This window comes from Pseudoalteromonas sp. TAB23 (assembly GCF_000498075.1).
Lineage (GTDB): Bacteria > Pseudomonadota > Gammaproteobacteria > Enterobacterales > Alteromonadaceae > Pseudoalteromonas > Pseudoalteromonas arctica.
In genome coordinates this window covers 1-17664 of the sequence record NZ_AUTP01000319.1, presented here as the reverse complement: position 1 = coordinate 17664, position 17664 = coordinate 1, and the positions used below count along the sequence as shown (strand labels likewise).

Below are 17664 nucleotides of genomic sequence, written 5' to 3'. Positions count from 1 at the left end.
AAGCCGTTGATATTATTAAACAAGGCGGCGTTGTTGTTTACCCAACAGATTCGGGCTACGCCATCGGTTGTAACATTGGTAATAAGCAAGCCAAAGAGCGCATAGAGCGTATTCGTGGTATTGAAAAAAACGATAATTTTACGCTAGTTTGTCGTGATTTATCGGAGCTATCTACTTACGCACGCGTAGATAACCAGCTATTTAGGTTAATAAAAAATAATACGCCAGGGCCTTATACCTTTATTTTTAAAGGCACAAAAGAAGTCCCTAAACGTTTATTAAACGACAAGAAAAAAACCATTGGCATGCGTGTAATTGAACACCCAATAGCCTGTGCGTTGCTTGCCGAACTTGGTGAGCCGTTAATGTCGTGTTCTTTAATTTTACCAGGTGAGCAGTTTACAGAATCAGATCCTGATGAAATATTAGAGCGTTTAGATAAACACGTTGATTTAATTATTCACGGTGGCCACTTAGCCGAGCAAGCAACCACGGTAATCGATTTGTCGGAAGATGAAATTAAGATTTTGCGTGTTGGCTGTGGTGATACAAGCCCGTTTGAGTAATAGCGAGTGAGCGAAAGCACTGCGAATACAAAAAATAGTGAAAAGCCAGTGCAGCAAAAGCTGCCACTGGCTTTTTTGCATGGTAAAGCGGTTGTAGACAAACCAGAAGATTTATACATTCCACCTGACGCGCTCGAAATAATATTAGAAACCTTTGAAGGCCCGCTCGATTTACTGCTTTATTTAATTAAAAAGCATAAGCTTGATGTGCTCGAACTTTCTATTTTTAGTATTACAGAGCAGTACGTAAGTTATGTAGAAATGATGACCGAGTTTCAGCTCGAACTTGCTGGTGAATATTTAGTAATGGCTGCGTTACTTGCGCAAATTAAGTCGCGCTTATTATTACCTGTACACGAAGAGCTTGAAGAGGAAGAAGATCCTCGCGCTGAGCTTATTAAACGCCTGCAAGAGTATGAGCTGTTTAAACAAGCCGCCGAAAACCTCGACGATATTCCTCGTGTTGGTCGTGATATTTTTATAGCGCATGCCGCTATGCCAATAAGTGAAGATACAAGTCAAAACCTCCCCGATATTGAACTTAAAGACTTAATGCTGGCGTTGAGTGGTGTAATGGCGCGTGCTAAAACCTTTGAACATCATCAAATTACTGCTGAAGTACTCTCAACCCGAGAGAGAATGAGCCAAATATTACAGCAACTATCGCAAGCAAACTCGGCAGTGGTATTTAATGCGCTTTTTACCCCAAATGAAGGGCGAAGTGGTGTAGTGGTTAGTTTTATAGCTATGCTTGAGCTTATTAAAGAAGGACTTGTTACCTGTTTGCAAGTAAGCCCTGAGAGCTTAATTTATGTCAGCTTAAGCGAACAATCCACCCTATAAACTTATCTGTTTAATCATCTATTTGCAAAACTGACTTTAAATAATAAAGTTCTGTGCGTATACGCACGTAAAGTGTTTGTAAATGTTATTTTCATTTACGGCTGTGCACTATATTGTAACGTCATAGCATTATAGGACGTTACACATGTTTAAAAATACACCTTCATCTTACGGACTTGTCGCCATTATTTTACATTGGCTCATGGCACTGACTATTTTTGGCCTGTTTGGTTTAGGTTTATATATGGTTGAGCTTACTTATTACGATAGCTGGTATAAAGGTTCACTCGATTTACATAAGAGTATTGGTATTACGCTTGTGGCCGTATTTTTATTTAGAATTTTATGGCGTGCTTTATCTACACAACCTAAACCATTAGGTGAGAGTAAAGGCATGAACCAATTAGCGCATACGGCGCATATTGCTATGTATATTATTTTTGCTGTTATTGTTGTTGCAGGGTATTTAATATCAACCGCAGACGGGCGTCCAATAGAAGTATTTACTTTATTTAACGTATCAGCGCTTGATTTTGCCTTTGATGACCAAGCCGATATTGCAGGAAAAGTACATTATTACGGCGCGTGCACATTAATCGGGTTTGCAGTATTGCATGCACTAGGGGCGTTAAAACATCACTTTATCGATAAAGATAAAACCTTAATTAGAATGATCAAACCATTAAAGGATGATTAAAATGAAAAAATTATTAGTAAGCACAGCCGTTTCGGCTGCAATGATGTTATCGGCAACANCCGCCAATGCAGCTGATTATGTAATTGATACAAAAGGCGGGCACGCATCTGTTAACTTTAAAATTAAACACTTAGGTTACAGCTGGTTATATGGTCGTTTTAATACTTTTGACGGCACATTTAGTTACGATGCTAAAAACCCTGATGCGTCAAAAATTATGGTAAACATTGATACCACAAGTCTTGACTCTAACCATGCAGAGCGCGATAAGCATTTACATGGTAAAGATTTTTTAAATGTAGATAAATACCCAAAAGCGACATTTAAAAGCACGAGTATTAAATTTGATGAAGACGGCGAAGAGGCTGATGTAACCGGTGAGTTTACGCTGCACGGCGTAACTAACACTATTACCTTTGAAATAGATAAAGTGGGCGAAGGTAAAGATCCGTGGGGCGGCTACCGCGTAGGTTTTGAGGGCGAAACCAGCCTTAAACTTACCGACTACGGTATTGATTACAACTTAGGACCTGCATCTACTCATGTTGATATTATTTTATCAATAGAAGGCGTTCGTCAGTAATACCATTATTTAATATAAAAACGCCACTTACTGTGGCGTTTTTTTTGCTTAACAGAAACTCAAATTAAGCGACTTCGAATTTGCTTATTTTGCGCTATTAATACGTGACTGTAATAGCGGCCTTAAATGCTCGGGCAACCAGCGCATGAGTAAATCATTATAAGCCTGCGTTCTTTTAATAACTTTAAGCTGCTCATTAAGAATAGCAATGTCTTCTGCGCCTTGCTCGTTTTTAGTACAGCCAATAAAACCATAACTGAGCGCTGGGGATTCGGTTAATGGACGCTGCGTTAAGTTTTCTTCAAAGTGCATTGATTTAGCTAAATAGTAATGCTCGCTTGGGTAACCCAGCAAAATATCAATTCGTTTTAGGTTAAGCATATATGTGAGGCTCGCTAGGCTATCGCGAGTGGGTCTAATTACTAAATCTATATTAGGCGTACTGTTTATCAATGTATCTATCTCTTGGCCATAAGAGCGGCTCATAGAGATCCCAAGAGTTAGTTTTTTGTCTTGTATTAAATTGAGTAGTGATACTTCTTTTGATTCCGCTATATTTAACGCTTTGGCGAGTCTTTTGTGCATTGCTATTGAAGGCGAGAGGCCCGTTGTTGAGCTCTCCTCTGTAAAATAAATATGCTCTTTTCTGTAATCATTTTTATAAAGCGATAACGCACAAACATTATTTGAAGTATTAGATAGCTCTTGGATTACTTTACCTGAAGGGATAAGCATGCGGTTAAAGGTAATATTAGGAAGTTGTTTTTCAAGTAATGAAATTATGCTTTCGTCACGGCCTTGGTGTTGATATTGACCATTTAAAATATAATAGGGTGCAAAGTCGTGCGCTAGCCAGTTTATGGTTCTAGCATTGCCTATTGAGCTCAGACAGAAAAAAAGTAAGAAAGTTAAAAATATACGGAGCATTACAACAGCTGCCAGTAATTATTATTGTAAAACTATTGTAACCAATAAAGAGCTAAAAAGTAAAATGCCAGCAACGAGGCTGGCATAATATCTTATCAATAATTGCAATAATAAAAGGGCAATTAAAGTTATGTGTTGCTTAGTTAGCTTTTAGCCACTTAACAAACTGGCGTGCATCACTCGCTTTTTGAAACAATGCATTTTTTAAACCTTGTGTATCACTAAAGATTACACGATGTTTGTTTACTGAAATTGATTGCACTGGATGTGCGATTTGGATCATAGACCCATTATATTTATAAGACATAATAAAACTCACTTTATTCTTGTTATTTATTCTGCGCTATATTTTTATAGCAAATTGCAGTTAATAAATTAACGATGTTGTGTTTAGCTTCATTACAGTGTTGACGATCTTTATGACACTTTTGCGATGATAATAAAAATTATCTCGGTATTATTCAAGGGGTTCTCGCCGTACAATAACTTAGCTTTCAAATATACGTTTTGCGGGGCTTACTGGATCAGGGTAAATGGTTAACCGCGGCGGTTTCTTTAAACCAGAGAGGGAAGGTAACTTATATATGAATTGTGTGCAAGCTATTTTTGTAAAAATATTTATAATAAATCTTATCAACTGCTTACAAAGCCCATTTTTAGTTACCAAAGGATAAGTATGAATTACCTAATAGTGAGTGATATTTATGGTTTAACCCCTGCTTTAAGGAGGTTATCACAGGCAATTAGTTCAAATTTAGTTATTGTTGACCCTTACAATAACAAGTTTCAAGCTATTGAAAGTGAACAAGATAGTTACAACAATTTTATACAGCACTGTGGCCATGATAAATACACCGACAAACTTCAAAAATGCTTTGAGAGTTTAAAAATGCCAACGACGTGTATTGCTTTTAGTGCAGGGGCAAGTGCAGCATGGCGGGCACAGTTATTAACAGGCAATACACACCTTAAAAAGTTAATTGGCTTTTATCCGTCGCAAATTAGACATAATTTAAATTTAAGCGCAAAAGTACCCTGTGAGTTCATATTTCCAGCAAGTGAGAGTCACTTTAATGTTGATGAAGTTATTAAAGCTTTAAGCACCAAAGCGGATGTTAAGTGCTATAAAACCAATTTTTTGCATGGTTTTATGAACGAGTACTCAACCAATTTTAATGCGCAAGGGCTTGTTGAATATAGTAACTATATAAAACTGAGCAGCCGTTAAAGCGTGTTTAGCTGTTCTTTACTAATATCAGGAAAATCGGTGCGGGTATTATATTTTGCATACAGCGTTGTAAAAACGCTACTACCGGATAGCTTATCTAACTCTTTTATAAAGGTTTTCGCACTAGATCGAGCGGGTCTACAGCATACTTGATACTGTTTTATTATACCCGCGACAGATAAACCTTGTTTTTGTAGCTCCAAATCGGCCTGTGCAAAAAAAGCCGCACCCGTCCAATAAACACGTTGCTGGGCTCGTTGTTTCCACATATCGGCAGAGAGCTTATTGAGTGGCTGTGTTTTAGTTTTAGTTTGCAGGCGGGCACGATCAAATCCAGCATTTAAACGTTGTACAAATTGCGGCTGGGTAATTATACCGCTGTCACGCATTATTACGTTTTGCATATAACTGGCAAAACCCTCGCTTAGCCAAAAACCGGAGTAAGGAAGTAGCGGCAAATATAAATGCGAAAGTTCATGGTATAGCGTCCAATCTTTAGTGAATGCATTTAAACTGGCATAGCGATCTATATGTAGTTCAAGCCCATCGGGGTTATTGCGCTTAACTGTAGCCCAAGGTACAGGCTCAAAAGCGAAGTATTGCGGTTTTAAATAAATAGGCAATGTGGTTTGTTTTAAAGGTCCCAGAGTATTTTGTGTTTTTTCAACACTTTGATTAACCCATGTAGACACCGTATTTTGAGCATTACTTGAGAGCGAGCTAAGGTTATGTATGACTACTTCAACGGCTAATACGTTAAAAGAGCTGATTGATAGTAGCAGTACAAAAAAGAATTTCATTAAAATGCTCCACTGTAATTTAATAACTGGTACGCCAGGCTTAATATACAAGACCAACTAAATGGATAAATAATCACGCCTAATTCTTTATTTTTTAAAATGATAGTAACTATAAAAGTACAAATACAGACACTCCTAGCTAAGCATGGTTTAATCAATTAATCGTTATTTTAAGTTAGGTTTAGCCATGACGTATCAGCATATTCACGTTCCTGAGCACGGCCAAAATATCACTATTGATGCACAAGGACATTGGCAAATACCGTTAGAACCTATAATTGCCTTTATTGATGGCGATGGCGTGGGTCTAGATGTTATGCCGGTAATGCGCCATGTTGTTGATAGTGCAATTGAGTATTGTTATAAAAGTGCACGGAAAATTCATTGGATGCAGGTTTATAATGGCGAGCAGGCCGCAAAGCTGTATGACGGTGATTGGTTTCCGCAAGAAACAATTAACGCGGTACGTGCCTGTAAAATTGCCATAAAAGGGCCGTTAACCACACCACTGGGTGGTGGCTTTCGATCTCTTAATGTTGCACTCAGGCAAGAAATGGATTTGTTTGTAAATATGCGCACTATAAAAGGCTTTAGTGCACTCCCTTCTCCTTTAAAAAACCCTTTTTTAACAAACATAACAGTGCTTCGTGATAGTAGCGAAGACGTGTACTCAGGTATTGAGTGGCAAGCAGGCAGTGTAGAAAGCGAAAAAATGCTCGATTTTTTATGTGAGGAAATGGGCGTAACCCGCTTAAGGTTTTCACAAGAGTGCGGAATTGGTATTAAAAATATATCTAAAGAAGGCTCTGAGCGACTAATGCGCTTTGCAATTAACTATGCACTTAAAAACGATAATGAATCATTAACGCTAGTGCATAAAGGTAATGTACTTAAATTTACCGATGGTGCATTTAAGCGTTGGGGGTTTGCACTTGCACAAAACGAGTTTAATGCCACTGCACATGAAAATGGGCGTTGGTTGCAAATAGAGCGAGCACACCAAGCGCCCTTAATTATTAAAGAAGTCATAGCCGACAACATGCTGCAACAATGTTTAATGCATCCAGAGCAATTTGATGTAGTGGTGACTACTAACCAAAATGGTGACTTTTTAGCGGATATGCTCAGTGCACAAGTTGGCGGTGTTGGCATAATGCCCGCTGCAAATTTAAATAACGATGTCGCATTTTTTGAGCCTACACATGGCACGTTTGAACGTATAGCAGGGCAAAATAAAGCAAACCCCAGCAGTAGTATTTTAAGTGCGGTATTAATGCTTAAATTTATGGGATGGGACGAAGCCGCATTACTCATAGAAAATGCGTTAGAGCAAACATTTAAAAGCGGTGAAGTAACCTTTGATTTAGCAAAAGAGCAGAGCGATAACTCAAGTATTCATAACTCGACAACCTTAACTTGTACTGGCTTTGCAAAGAAGGTTATCGAGCACTTTTAAATACATCCATTATTAAGCTGCTGAGGCAGTTTTTACTCTGTGCATACAAGGGCGGTTGGTTAACTGCGCTGCACGATGGTAAATCTCATGTGCTTGGGGTTCATCGCACTGCGTACCACTAAGCGTATCCATTAACGCAACAACAATAATTGCAGGAACCTGGCAGCAATATTCGTCTAAAACGGCTTCCGTAGTTTGTGCATCAACATGGCAAAGTGGATGATTTTTGAGTTGGTATGCATTTAATAATGTATCAACTTCTAATACATCATCTGGTTGATGTTTTGTTTTACGGCATTTACAACCAAACTCATCAACTAAAGTAGCTAACGCTTGGTAAGTTTCAGTGGTGTTAGCTTTAGTGCATAACTGCTCTTCAATGAACTGATGTAAGTTAGCATCGATGAATAATCCGTCTTGGCGTGTGAAAGAAGCTGTTGTCATAATAATTACTCTTAGTTTGTTGGCTTAACTTCACTCTAGCGCTAAGTGTATTATTAATAAAATTGTTGTTTTCAATAACTGATATTGATTTTATCAATAGTAAGTTTTAAAACTAAATAAAAAATAGAAAACATATCTAAATAATACTAATTAATTTGGTGCAATGCGGGGAAAGTGTGCACAAAACTGGAACAAGGGGAGGAGTTAAGGAATAAAGAAGGAATTTTAGTTAATTGTTTTTATTGAATTTTAATTATTTTATGAAGTTGGTACTAAGCTTGCTAATAATACGCTGTAGGTAGATTCCTATATCGACGATTTCCAAAAGCGCCACGGTATTTTCCCAAAGTTGAATACCGTGGCGCTTTTTTATTTTTCGCGTGTATTTTATTTAGCCGTCACAATAGCAATAACAATGTTAAATTTTAATAAAGTAGGGAATAGCCACTAAAATAGCGCCTACAATCAGTAGCATGCTAACACTGGTCATAAAGTACGGAAACACCAATAACGATAAACCAATACAAAGTGGTACTACGGCTTTTTTTCTTCGCCCGTAAGTAAGGTAGCCAATACCTATGCCGCCAAACAAAACACTCCACGCAATTATTGATGCACTATCCATTTTTTCTCCATTTGAAGTTATTGTATAAAACCGAGCTTGTTCGAAACTTATAACTCAACATATCTGTATTTAATTTATCTATCTGCAATCGTTTTAGCAAACGCTAATAACTCACGTCTTAACCATTGGTGTGCAGGGGCATGGTGCAGCAGTGGGCTCCATATCATTTTTACTTCAATAGGCACTATTTGAAATGGTACAGGGCTGATTACTAAATCAGTATGAGAGGTTAATAACTTAGCTTGCCTGCGCGGTAGGGTGGCAATAAGTTGCTCTGATTGGCAAAGCAGGCTTGCGACCATGTAGTGGCGAGTAAAAACACGTATTTTACGGGTTTGTTCTAGTTGCCAAAGCGCTTCATCTACCCAGCCTAATTTTTGCTTTCCCGATTTATTAGTAACAGCGGCCTCCGGCCCCCAACCTGCACGGTTTACCCAAATATGTTCTTTTTGTAAGTAGTCGTCTAACCCTGATTGTTGTAAAAATGTATTTTTAGGATGGGTTAAACAACAGTAGTTATCTCGCCATACACTGGCTTGATGAAACGAGCGTGGTAGGCCATTAAAGCGGTTTATTGCTAAATCAATAGTGCCTTTTTCCATGTCTTGCAGGTTTACGTCGCTTGGGCTTAATACATCAAAATTAATACCTGGATTTTTACTAAGCTGCGCCGTTATAAAAGGGGCTATTAAGGTCGACTCTATGTAGTCGTTTGCCATTATTCTAAACGTAACTTCAGCAGTTGCTGGGTTAAACTGCTCACTAGGCTGCGTAATAGCTTCAGCCATTTTTAATAGGGCCTCAACTTCAGGCTTTAATGCAAGTGCCTTTGCCGTTGGCGTCATAGAGCCTGCGGCACGCACAAGTAGCGGGTCGTCAAATAAATCGCGCAAACGTTTTAATGCGTTACTCATAGCCGGTTGAGTAAGCGCGAGTTTATTTGCAGCTTTTGAAACACTTTTTTCATCGATGAGTACATTTAAGTAAACTAACAAGTTGAGGTCGACGTTTCTTATATTCATATGGGCGTGTTGGCCTTTCAGGGTTGAAATTTGTTCAATCTAGGGGCGATTTAATCGCGGCGCGAGGTTTGCCACCTAGTGGGCTAAGTAAAAATCGAGCAACAAAGAGTTAATTGTCCCTAGAAAGAACCCTATGGGCAGTGTGTATTTGGCCTTTATGCAGCGTTAAAGTACATTTATGGGGAGTCACCACACTACATGTACTTTGCCTTGCTTAAAAACCAAATACACGGCTGCAAAATTAACCTCGAAAGGTCAATACGCCCAATAAATTCTATTTATATGCTTTATTAATTATCTAAATTAAAGCCTGCTTGCTAAGGTGTAAACTATTAATAAAAAATAACCGCCATAACTGGCATCAATATAAGTGCTGTATTTATGCAAAATAAGCTAACAAATCAATCTAATAATGCGCTACAACACGTTGTAGCCAGTAAGCTTGCACGATCTGTTTTTGCTGGATTTGAGGCGATGTTTTCGCAATTTTTAAATATTACACTGGGTGCACAAAGCCGTTTTGAACAACGACAGTATCACAGTGTACAAAGTGCTATGCGTGAACGTTTACAAGTGTATGAGCGCGAAGTAAAAAACGTGAGTGAAGCCGTGAGAGTTATTGCTTACGCTGAACTTACTTGCCCGCAAACGTGGCAGTTAGCTAAAAATATTTACGGCGATATGGTAGAAAATCACGAAAATAAACCCATTGCGCATACATTTTTTAACTCAACGTTTGGGGCAATTTGGGACGATAAAAAAATTCGTACTGTGCATTTGTTTGTATTAAAAGCAAAGTATCGTAGTGAGCCACGCTCTTATGAAAGCTTAGTGAGCAGGGTATCGCTACATAATGGGTTTAATAACGCCGTTAAAACGCTTATTACTAATCAAGTATTTAGAGTGCCGTTTAGTCATTTAGAACGCGATGTAGCCACATTACAAAGTACGTTAATGCAAGGCGCTAAGCAGCAATGCAAACAGGTGTACGAACTTATAAATTTAAACGATGGGTATATTGAATACGCCAACTCATTATTTTTTAGAAACAAAGCCTGTTATTTAATTGGGCGCTGTATTGCTAAAAATGGCGACAATATGCCTTTTGCCATTGCTATTCTAAATACCGATGAGGGACTAAAGCTTGATGCTGTAATGATGGGCGCCGATCAATTAAGTTTATTATTTGGTTTTGCACGCACCTATTTTATGGTTGATACCGATAAGCCCGCTCGTTATGTAGATTACTTAAGTGTGTTAATGCCACATAAACAGCGCTTTGAGTTATTTAACGCCATTGGTTTTATAAAGCACGCCAAAACTGAGTTTTATCGGCACAAGGTTGATACGACTAAAAATAGTCCAGCCAACTTTAAGTATGTTACAGCACCAGGGACGCCAGGTATGGTAATGCTAGTATTTACTATTGAAGGGCTAGATTACGTTTATAAAGTAATTAAAGACAAATTTAGTGCGCCAAAAACAGCCACCAAAGCACAAGTGAAAGAAAAGTATAACTTTGTAAAACAAGCCGATAGGGTTGGTCGTTTGGTAGACACACACGAATTTAGATATTTAGCGTTTGATTTAAGCCGTTTTAGCGACGAGCTGCTTGAGCAGATGAAAAGCCAAATTGGTAGCAGCATGGTTATATCTGGCAAGGCACTTATTTTAAAGCACGTTTATGTTGAGCGTAAAATGACCCCGCTTAATTTATATATTACCCAATGCGATAACAAAACCTTAGAGAGAGTTATGCATGATTACGGTAAAGCAATTAAAGAATTAGCCGGTGCTAATATATTTCCGGGCGACATGCTAATGAAAAACTTTGGCGTAACGCGATGGGGGCGAGTGGTGTTTTACGACTTTGACGAAATTTGCCCACTAACCGATTGCAACTTTAGAGAGGTACCACAAACCCAAAATGCACTTGAAGAGCTAAGTAGTAACTCGTATTTTGATATAGCTGAAAACGATATATTTCCGAGCCAATTTAAGGTGTTTTTTAGCGCCAACGAGATTGCGTTTAATTATTTTAATAATGAGCACAGTAACTTGTTTTTAGCGACGTTTTGGCAAGGTTGTCAACAACAAGTACACAATGGTTTTTTACCCGATGTTTATCCTTACAAACAAAGTTGGCGCTTTTGAGGTTGTTTGAATCTGTGTTCATCCCCATCTATATGTTATTACAGTTTTTAAACTTGGAGCAACAATGAAATATATTTCTCATGAAGATGGTAATCTTGCATTTAGTGAAACCGAAAAACCGGTTTTAAAGAGCTATGAAGTACTTGTTAAAGTTGCAGCAATAGGTGTAAACCGTGCAGACAGTATGCAGCGCCAAGGTAAATACCCGGCCCCTGCGGGAGATAGCCCTATTTTAGGTTTAGAGTGTGCCGGTGTTGTTAGCGATATTGGCGGTAAAGTTGATAGAGTTTGGCTTAATAAACGTGTTTTTGCTTTGTGTTCTGGTGGCGCTTACAGTGAATATGTAGCCGTTGATGCAAAGCAGCTTATGGAATTACCCGATGATGTAACAATGGCTGAAGGCGCTGCAATAAGCGAAGTGTACCTAACAGCATTTGGCGCATTATTTGAGCTTGGTAAATTGCAAAAAGGGCAAACAGCGCTTATTCATGCAGGTGCTAGTGGTGTGGGCGGTGCAGCAATTCAAATGGCTAAAAGTGCAGGTGCTACCGTGGTTATTACTGCCGGTACGGATGAAAAATGCCAACACGCAAAAGAACTCGGTGCCGATCATGTCATTAACTACAAAACCACTGACTTTGTAGAATATATGAAAGCAAATGAGTTAACAGCTAATGCAATTGTAGATCCTGTTTCGGGTAGTTACTTAAATAAAAATGCCGCTATTGCAGCGATGGATTGCCAAATTGTAATGCTTGCATTTTTAGATGGACGTTTTGCAGAAGTTGATTTTGCAGCGCTTTTACGCAAACGTATTTCGTTTCATGCCTCAACGCTTAGAAATCGTAGTATTGAGTTTAAACGCCAAGTACGCGACGACTTTGTAGCACGCTTTTACAATGATATTGCCACTAAAAAGTACGACTTTAACTTGTATAAAACATTGCCTTGGAGCGACGCAAACGAAGCTCATGCTATTTTAGAGCGTAATGAAAATGCTGGTAAAGTTGTTTTACTTGTAGAGTAACTCTTTAATTTTAGGGTTTAGCCCATATACTAAGCCCTACAAAAAACACTTAAGGTTTAATAATGAATCCAATACTAGCAATACTTAAAGAGCACAATGTAAGCGACGAAAAAGTAAAAGCATTGTTTGAAGCGTTTACTCAAAACCCAATGATGGCAATGGCGCTTGTTCAAGAGCTTGGTATTCCGCCAGAAAAACTACAGCAACTAATGGCAGTCGTAATGACTCAACCGCACCTTATTAAAGAAGCGACTGACGAACTTGGTTTAGATTTTGAAAAAGTAAAAGAAGCGAAAGAAAAACTAAATCAATAATTTTTTATGTGATAAAACATAAAACAATAAAAAAGCATAAGTATTTACTTATGCTTTTTTATTTGGCTTATTCTTTTATGACTACTCTTTTGGAAGTAGTACTGTGTCGATAACATGAATTACGCCGTTGCTTGCTTTTACATCAGCTTTTACAACTTTAGCGTCATTTATCATTACGCCCATGCTGTCGGCTTTAACCATAACTGATTGGCCTTGTAGTGTTTTCGCACTGTCTACATTCATTACATCGGCTGNCCGCCGTTAGCTTGTCTTTGTTTTCAGGCTTGAGTAGCATTTCAACAGTGCCTTCAGGTAATTTAGAAAATGCAGCATCTGTTGGTGCAAAAATAGTAAAGGGTCCTTTACCTTGCAGTGTTTCAACTAAACCTGCGGCTTTAACAGCAGCAACAAGAGTAGTGAACGAACCATTTTCAACGGNTACTTCAACAACGTCTTTTTTCATACCATGATGATCAGCATAAGCCATTGTAGTAAATCCAAGGCTTGCAGTTGTAAACAATAATGCAGTAGTAATTTTCTTAAACATTTTATTTTCCTTTAAGTTAATACCCGTTGGTTTCGTTAAATGTTACGACGCTCTAAATTTAATCGATCAATTAAAATTAGTAGTCAACATGTTTTGTTACATCATTGATTGAACTGCAGCTAATTAGCAAAGTCATATAAACAGTTACTCAATTAAATACTTGTTCAATTGAAGGGAATAGGCATGAAATTAGTTTATAAGTTTTGGAAAAATAACCGCTCTCTTATCGTATTTATTGCACTAATGAGCGTATTTAGAAGCGCTGTAGCCGATTGGTACGAAGTGCCAACAGGTTCAATGAAACCGACAATTCAAGAAGGTGACAGAATACTTACCGATAAAATGGCCTACGATATTCGAGTCCCATTTACGCATATAAAACTACTTAAATTAGCTGACCCACTAGCTGGTGATATTATTGTTTTTGACTCACAAGCTGCCGATAACCGTTTAATTAAACGTGTAATTGGTGTGCCAGGAGACACCGTTGCGCTTGAAAATAATGAGCTCATTATTAATGGTAAAAAACTTAATTATGCAGATCAGCGAATCAACATAGACTCGCTTGATAAAATTGAAGATTTAAACGGGTTAGCGCATTCGATAAGAGTGGCAAATATTCCTTCACGTTTATCGGGCTTTGACGCAATTACAATTCCTGATGATTATTATTTAGCAATGGGCGATAACCGCGACAATAGCGCTGACTCGCGTGTAATAGGTTTAATTCCGCGTAATGAGTTATTAGGAAAAGCAGAGCGCGTTATAGTCTCACTTGATTACGATAACTATTACCTACCAAGAAAAGACCGCGTGTTGAAAAAGCTCAATTAAAAAAGATGATTAATTTTATAGTTAAAATATAACTGCCTATTTAGGCAGTTTACTTATATATTTTTTTACAAGCTTGGTAAGAACACTACGCTCTTGTTCGGTATTTAATACCTTACAAAAATCGCCACTTACTGCCGCGCCACAAGCACCTGCTTCAAACCACTGTGATAAATTATCTAAATTCACACCACCAACAGGTATTAATTGTGCTTCTGAAAATGGACCTGTTAATGCTTTAAAGTAACCAACGCCCATACTGCCCGCAGGAAATACCTTAATAATATCTGCCTTATACTCAATTGCATTTGCTACATCGGTAGGTGTTAGCGCGCCCATTAATACCGGTAACCCGTGCTGGTGGGCAAGTTCGACAACCGACTTGTTGGTATTTGGCGTTACAATAAACTGCGCGCCTGCATCAATTGCTTGCTGAGCAAGGGTGGTGTTAATTATTGTGCCTGCACCAATAAGTGCGTTTTTATGAGCTACACGAGCTTTTGCTATTTCTTGCTCAAAGCCCGGTGTATTTGAGGTGATCTCGAGTGCGTTTATGCCCGCATTACTAGGGCCTGTTGACCTTTCAGGATTAAAATTTGTTCAATCTAGGGGTTATTTAATCGCGGCGCGAGGTTTGTAACCTAGTGGGCTAAGTAAAAACCGAGCAACAAAGAGTAAATTGCCCCTAGACAGAACCCTTCGGGCAGCGCATGTTTGGCATTTATGCTGCGTTATCGCCTATTTATGGGGAATAACCACACTACATAGGCTCTGCCTTGCCTAAACACCAAACAGTCTGCTGCAAATTTAACCTCGAAAGATAAACAGGCCCGAAGCAATCAATTAATGGTGCTACATCACCTTGTTGCTTTAAGCGCAGTATGGCGACTAATTTGTGTTGTTTTATTTGGCTACTTACTTTTATTCTGTTGGCATCTAAAATTTGGGTCATAATTACAATTCACTTTATTTAATACAGAGGCATTCGTATTGAATATACGACTAAACATTGCTTTTGCCCATAAAAAAACCGCTGATGTATCAGCGGTTTTTATTGTATGAGTAATATTACATTACGCGCATACCAGGCTCTGAGCCATCATCTGGGTTAAGAATATAAATTTCTTTTCCGCCAGGACCTGCTGCTAATACCATGCCCTCCGACATACCAAAGCGCATTTTACGAGGCTTAAGGTTAGCGACCATAACGGTTAACTTACCTTCAAGATCCTCTGGTGCGTAAGCTGATTTAATACCTGCAAACACTTGGCGAGTTTCTCCGCCTAAATCAAGTGTTAGCTTAAGTAGTTTATCTGCGCCTTCTACGTGCTCTGCTTTAGCAATTTTAGCTACGCGTAAATCTACTTTTGCAAAGTCATCAAATTCTATTTCGTCGCTAATCGGCTCTTTTGCAAGTGGGCTGTTAGGGTCAATAGTTACTTTTGGCGCTAAGCTTTCTTTAGATTCTTCAACCATTTTATTTACTTTATCCATTTCAACACGTTGCATTAACGGTTTAAATTTATTGATAGGGTGGCTTACGAGTGCATTTTGAACGCCGTCCCATGCAAGGTCGTCATTTAAAAACGCTTGTACGTTGCTGGCCATTTCTGGTAGCACTGGTTTTAAGTAAGTAATTAAAACACGGAACAAATTAAGACCAAGAGAGCAAACTTCGTGTGCTTCTTGTTGCTTAGTTTCGTCTTTAATTAATACCCAAGGTGCTGCGCCATCAATAAACTGATTTGCTTTGTCGGCAAGCGCCATGATTTCGCGAATTGCGCGGCTGTAATCGCGGTTTTCGTAGTGTGTTGTAATGCTCGGTGCAGCCGCTTGAAATTCAGCTAACAGCTCTGGTTGCATAATTGTGCTGCTTAGCTTGCCATCAAACTTTTTAGTAATAAAGCCAGCACAACGGCTCGCTATGTTTACTACTTTACCTACTAGGTCTGAATTTACGCGCTGTGCAAAGTCTTCTAGGTTTAAATCAAGGTCAACAATACCGCTGCTTAATTTTGCTGCGTAGTAGTAACGTAAGTACTCTGGGTTTAAGTTATCTAAATAAGTACGCGCTTTAATAAACGTACCCTTTGATTTAGACATTTTTTCGCCATTTACAGTGACAAAACCATGAGCGAATACGTTAGTTGGCTTTCTAAAGTTAGCGCCTTCTAACATTGCTGGCCAAAATAAGCTGTGGAAGTAGATAATGTCTTTACCAATAAAGTGATAAAGCTCAGCGTCTGAACCTTCAGCCCAAAACTCATCAAAGTTGATGCCTTTTTTGTCACACAGGTTTTTAAAGCTCGCCATGTAACCAATAGGTGCATCTAACCAAACGTAAAAATATTTGCCTGGTGCATTTGGAATTTCAAAACCAAAGTAAGGCGCATCACGGCTAATATCCCACTGCTGCAGGCCATCGGTAAACCATTCGTCTAGCTTGTTAGCCATTTCTTGTTGAATAGTGCCCGAGTGTAACCACTCTTTTAGCATGCCTTCAAATGCTGGCAGGTCAAAAAAGTAATGCTCAGAATCTTTAAGTACAGGCTCAGCACCCGACATTACAGAACGCGGATTAATGAGTTCGGTTGGGCTGTATGTAGCACCACAGGAATCACAACTGTCGCCGTTTTGGTTTTCAGACTTACACGTTGGGCAAGTACCTGTTACAAAACGATCGGGTAAGAAAATACCTTTTTCTGGATCGAATAATTGCGAAATAGTGTGCTTTTTAATATGACCGGCATCGTTTAGGCGGTTATAAATAAGTTCGCTTAATTCTTTGTTTTCTTGGCTGTGCGTGCTGTGGTAGTTATCAAATTTGATATTAAAGTCAGCGAAGTCGCGTTGGCGCTCTATGCTCACTTGTTTTACCATTTCTTCAGGCGTGATCCCTTGCTTTTGCGCATTAAGCATAATTGGTGTGCCGTGGGCATCGTCTGCGCAAACATAATAAGCTTCGTGGCCCTGTAGTTTTTGAAAACGTGACCAAATATCAGTTTGAATATATTCCAATAAATGACCTAAGTGAGTAGGGCCATTTGCATAAGGTAATGCGCTGGTAATCAGGATCTTTCGCTGCGTCATAATCATTCCGAATTGAGGATAAAACGCCGTTTTTATTATACAAACGGCAATTATCATTAATTTATCTACAAGCTATCTGCTTAGAGTGCGCACAGCTTATGGATTTTTATTAATTGACTGGTGTTAATGCCCTGAATGTTACATAATTCCGTGGCACTTTTCATCAAAGAAACGCTATTTAATTGCTATGTTTGGACTGTCGAAACTATTCTCTTCTAAATCGGTGCAAAAACAACCGATTATTACTGCCTTAGCGGCATATCGTAGTGCGGCTTTTGCCGTCGGTATTGACGGAAGCTTCATTGATACTATTACTCAAAATGACGATAAATCACTACACATTAAATTAATCCTGCCATTTGCTGGGCAATCAGAAATGCCTTTAGTTGAGCAACACGTAAGTGAAAGCTTAAATGTGCCTGTAACAATTAGCGCCAAGGTTATCATTAAAGAGGCAGCTAAGTTTAAGGCGATTAAACATATTGTGCTTATTGCCTCAGGCAAAGGCGG

At 38.7% G+C, this 17664-nt stretch carries 19 protein-coding genes and 2 pseudogenes; 11 read left to right on the top strand and 10 right to left on the bottom strand.

The window, feature by feature from the left end; genetic code table 11:
* The 4 genes from L654_RS0120970 to L654_RS0120955 all read left to right on the top strand — a co-directional run.
* Positions 1-566, top strand: a 566-nt coding sequence (locus tag L654_RS0120970; RefSeq protein ID WP_024608970.1) for an L-threonylcarbamoyladenylate synthase, incomplete at its 5' end; no start/stop codon positions are given.
* A 6-nt stretch (positions 567-572) separates the two neighbouring features.
* Positions 573-1409 (top strand): ScpA family protein, encoded by an 837-nt coding sequence (locus L654_RS0120965; protein ID WP_024608969.1) that lies wholly within the window; start codon positions 573-575, stop codon positions 1407-1409.
* A gap of 145 nt (positions 1410-1554) precedes the next feature.
* Positions 1555-2106, top strand: coding sequence for a cytochrome b (locus L654_RS0120960; protein WP_024608968.1), 552 nt, complete (start codon positions 1555-1557; stop codon positions 2104-2106).
* Between the two features lies 1 nt (position 2107).
* On the top strand, positions 2108-2689 hold the full coding sequence (locus tag L654_RS0120955; protein WP_024608967.1) for a YceI family protein: 582 nt from the start codon (positions 2108-2110) through the stop codon (positions 2687-2689).
* A gap of 84 nt (positions 2690-2773) precedes the next feature.
* On the opposite strand, the gene L654_RS0120950 is transcribed toward L654_RS0120955, so the two are convergent.
* Together L654_RS0120950 and L654_RS1000000128405 are read right to left on the bottom strand one after the other, a co-directional pair.
* Complete coding sequence (locus L654_RS0120950; protein WP_024608966.1) at positions 2774-3616, bottom strand: transporter substrate-binding domain-containing protein; 843 nt, start codon at positions 3614-3616, stop codon at positions 2774-2776.
* 139 nt (positions 3617-3755) lie between these two features.
* Positions 3756-3923 (bottom strand): hypothetical protein, encoded by a 168-nt coding sequence (locus L654_RS1000000128405; RefSeq protein ID WP_002961566.1) that lies wholly within the window; start codon positions 3921-3923, stop codon positions 3756-3758.
* A gap of 369 nt (positions 3924-4292) precedes the next feature.
* Between L654_RS1000000128405 and L654_RS0120940 the strand changes: the two genes are divergently transcribed.
* Positions 4293-4844 (top strand): hypothetical protein, encoded by a 552-nt coding sequence (locus tag L654_RS0120940; protein ID WP_024608965.1) that lies wholly within the window; start codon positions 4293-4295, stop codon positions 4842-4844.
* Here L654_RS0120940 and L654_RS0120935 read toward each other — a convergent pair.
* Positions 4841-5644: a hypothetical protein gene (locus L654_RS0120935; protein ID WP_024608964.1), complete on the bottom strand. Its 804-nt coding sequence runs from the start codon at positions 5642-5644 to the stop codon at positions 4841-4843. The two genes, L654_RS0120940 and L654_RS0120935, sit on opposite strands and share 4 nt — an antisense overlap.
* A gap of 187 nt (positions 5645-5831) precedes the next feature.
* Here L654_RS0120935 and icd point away from each other — a divergent pair, with 187 nt between their 5' ends.
* Positions 5832-7100 (top strand): NADP-dependent isocitrate dehydrogenase, encoded by a 1269-nt coding sequence (gene icd / locus L654_RS0120930; protein ID WP_024608963.1) that lies wholly within the window; start codon positions 5832-5834, stop codon positions 7098-7100.
* 12 nt (positions 7101-7112) lie between these two features.
* Here icd and L654_RS0120925 read toward each other — a convergent pair whose 3' ends face one another.
* From L654_RS0120925 to L654_RS0120915, 3 genes are all read right to left on the bottom strand, one after another.
* On the bottom strand, positions 7113-7544 hold the full coding sequence (locus L654_RS0120925; protein ID WP_010554222.1) for a hypothetical protein: 432 nt from the start codon (positions 7542-7544) through the stop codon (positions 7113-7115).
* A 418-nt stretch (positions 7545-7962) separates the two neighbouring features.
* Positions 7963-8169, bottom strand: a complete 207-nt coding sequence (locus L654_RS0120920; protein ID WP_008169332.1) for a hypothetical protein — start codon at positions 8167-8169, stop codon at positions 7963-7965.
* Positions 8170-8243: 74 nt separating this feature from the next.
* Positions 8244-9191, bottom strand: coding sequence for a LysR family transcriptional regulator (locus tag L654_RS0120915; protein WP_024608962.1), 948 nt, complete (start codon positions 9189-9191; stop codon positions 8244-8246).
* Between the two features lie 381 nt (positions 9192-9572).
* Here L654_RS0120915 and aceK point away from each other — a divergent pair, with 381 nt between their 5' ends.
* The 3 genes from aceK to L654_RS0120900 all read left to right on the top strand — a co-directional run bounded on the left by aceK (position 9573) and on the right by L654_RS0120900 (position 12686).
* The gene (gene aceK / locus L654_RS0120910) at positions 9573-11345 is read left to right on the top strand and encodes a bifunctional isocitrate dehydrogenase kinase/phosphatase (RefSeq protein ID WP_024608961.1); all 1773 of its coding nucleotides are present in this window, start codon (positions 9573-9575) and stop codon (positions 11343-11345) included.
* Between the two features lie 64 nt (positions 11346-11409).
* Entirely contained in the window at positions 11410-12372 is a 963-nt protein-coding gene (locus L654_RS0120905) for a zinc-binding dehydrogenase (protein ID WP_024608960.1), read from the top strand.
* 62 nt (positions 12373-12434) lie between these two features.
* Positions 12435-12686, top strand: a complete 252-nt coding sequence (locus tag L654_RS0120900; protein ID WP_007582532.1) for a DUF2999 family protein — start codon at positions 12435-12437, stop codon at positions 12684-12686.
* Positions 12687-12767: 81 nt separating this feature from the next.
* On the opposite strand, the pseudogene L654_RS01000000126550 reads toward L654_RS0120900, so the two are convergent.
* Positions 12768-13233: pseudogene (locus tag L654_RS01000000126550) on the bottom strand (fasciclin domain-containing protein).
* 183 nt (positions 13234-13416) lie between these two features.
* Here L654_RS01000000126550 and lepB point away from each other — a divergent pair.
* Positions 13417-14067, top strand: a complete 651-nt coding sequence (gene lepB / locus L654_RS0120890; RefSeq protein ID WP_024608959.1) for a signal peptidase I — start codon at positions 13417-13419, stop codon at positions 14065-14067.
* Between the two features lie 36 nt (positions 14068-14103).
* Here lepB and L654_RS0120885 read toward each other — a convergent pair whose 3' ends face one another.
* From L654_RS0120885 to metG, 3 genes are all read right to left on the bottom strand, one after another.
* Positions 14104-14619, bottom strand: a complete 516-nt coding sequence (locus L654_RS0120885) for a bifunctional 4-hydroxy-2-oxoglutarate aldolase/2-dehydro-3-deoxy-phosphogluconate aldolase (protein ID WP_033027973.1) — start codon at positions 14617-14619, stop codon at positions 14104-14106.
* A gap of 205 nt (positions 14620-14824) precedes the next feature.
* Positions 14825-15016 carry a hypothetical protein gene (locus tag L654_RS1000000128400; protein ID WP_029753733.1) on the bottom strand — a complete coding sequence of 64 codons (192 nt, stop codon included), beginning with the start codon at positions 15014-15016 and terminating at the stop codon, positions 14825-14827.
* Between the two features lie 116 nt (positions 15017-15132).
* Positions 15133-17154 (bottom strand): methionine--tRNA ligase, encoded by a 2022-nt coding sequence (gene metG / locus L654_RS0120875; protein ID WP_024608958.1) that lies wholly within the window; start codon positions 17152-17154, stop codon positions 15133-15135.
* A 187-nt stretch (positions 17155-17341) separates the two neighbouring features.
* Here metG and L654_RS0120870 point away from each other — a divergent pair.
* Positions 17342-17664: pseudogene (locus L654_RS0120870) on the top strand (sodium:proton antiporter); the annotation flags it as partial.